The organism is Rhodococcus phenolicus (assembly GCF_001646785.1).
Taxonomy (GTDB): Bacteria; Actinomycetota; Actinomycetes; order Mycobacteriales; family Mycobacteriaceae; genus Rhodococcus; species Rhodococcus phenolicus.
Genome location: NZ_LRRH01000171.1, coordinates 1 through 1,148, shown reverse-complemented (window position 1 = coordinate 1,148; position 1,148 = coordinate 1). Strand labels below are relative to the sequence as shown.

The 1,148-nt window shown below is 68.7% G+C and carries 1 protein-coding gene and 1 pseudogene; both read right to left on the bottom strand.

Annotated elements, in window-relative coordinates:
- On the bottom strand, positions 1-272 hold a 272-nt coding region (gene tatB, locus A8G15_RS28535; protein WP_068166575.1), incomplete at its 3' end, for a Sec-independent protein translocase protein TatB.
- 94 nt (positions 273-366) lie between these two features.
- Positions 367-1,148: pseudogene (locus A8G15_RS28525) on the bottom strand (S1C family serine protease); the annotation flags it as partial.

Genomic DNA, 1,148 nt, shown 5'->3' with positions numbered 1-1,148 from the left:
GAATCGTCGCCGTCGAGCAGATGCTTGGTGATGACGGCCTTCGGTGTCATGCCCCGCAGTTCGTTGAGCTCCGACAGGGGTTTGCGCAGATCCTCGAAGTCCGGTCCGAGTTCGTCCTTGAGCTGCTGGCGGGCGCCGGACGCATAGTCGCGCACCTGGCGCAGTGATTTCGTCACCCAGGAGACCGCGCCGGGCAGACGCTCGGGTCCCAGAACCACGAGCGCCGCGACGAGGAGGACCATGAACTCGCCCCAACCGATGTTGCCGAACACCGCCCCAGCCTACGTTGTCGCCGCCCCGCATGTGCGGTGACGTGTGCAGCTCACAGTGGGTTCACGGTGACCTCGCAGCGGCCGCACAGGCGAGTCAGTCGGATTCCGGGGTGACCTGCACGTCGACGAGACGACCGCTGCGCACGAGCTGCACGGTGACCGGTTCCCCGATCCGCTGCTCGTGCACCGCCACGACCAGCTCGTCGGCGCTGGTCACGGTCCGGTCGCCGACCTTGACGATCACATCGCCCTCGACGATCCCGGCACGCTGGGCAGGGCTGTCGGCCTGCACGTTCGCGACCTCGGCTCCGCTGGCGGTGTCGTTGACGACGGTACGGGCGTTCACCCCGATCTCCGGGTGGTGCATCTCGCCGGTGCGGCCATCGGCCGGTGCAGGGCACTGACGATGCCGCGCGTGACGGTCTTGCTCAGCCCCAGCGGCGATCCGACCGCGATGACGTCCTCGCCGACCTGCACGTCGGAGGACCGTCCCAGTTCGGCGACCGTCAGGTTGTCGACGTCCTCGACGGCCAGTACCGCGAGGTCGGTGTGGATGTCGCGGCCGACGATCGACGCGGGCACCTTCGTGCCGTCGTTGAAGGTCACCTGGATCTTCGCGTCGGGGCTGGTGGCAGCCATGGAGACGACGTGATTGTTGGTGACGATGTAACCGGCGCCGTCGATCACGACCCCGGAACCGGTACCGGCCTCGTCGCCGAGCGTCACCTGGATGGACACGACCGCGGGGAGCACCGCGTCGGCGACCCGCGCGACCTGGCCGGTCGGCAGGTCGTCGTCGCCGGAGGCCTGCGACAGCGACACACCACGGCTGGTCAGCGAGCCGTTGTCGGCGGTCACGAGCGCGACGATCAGCCC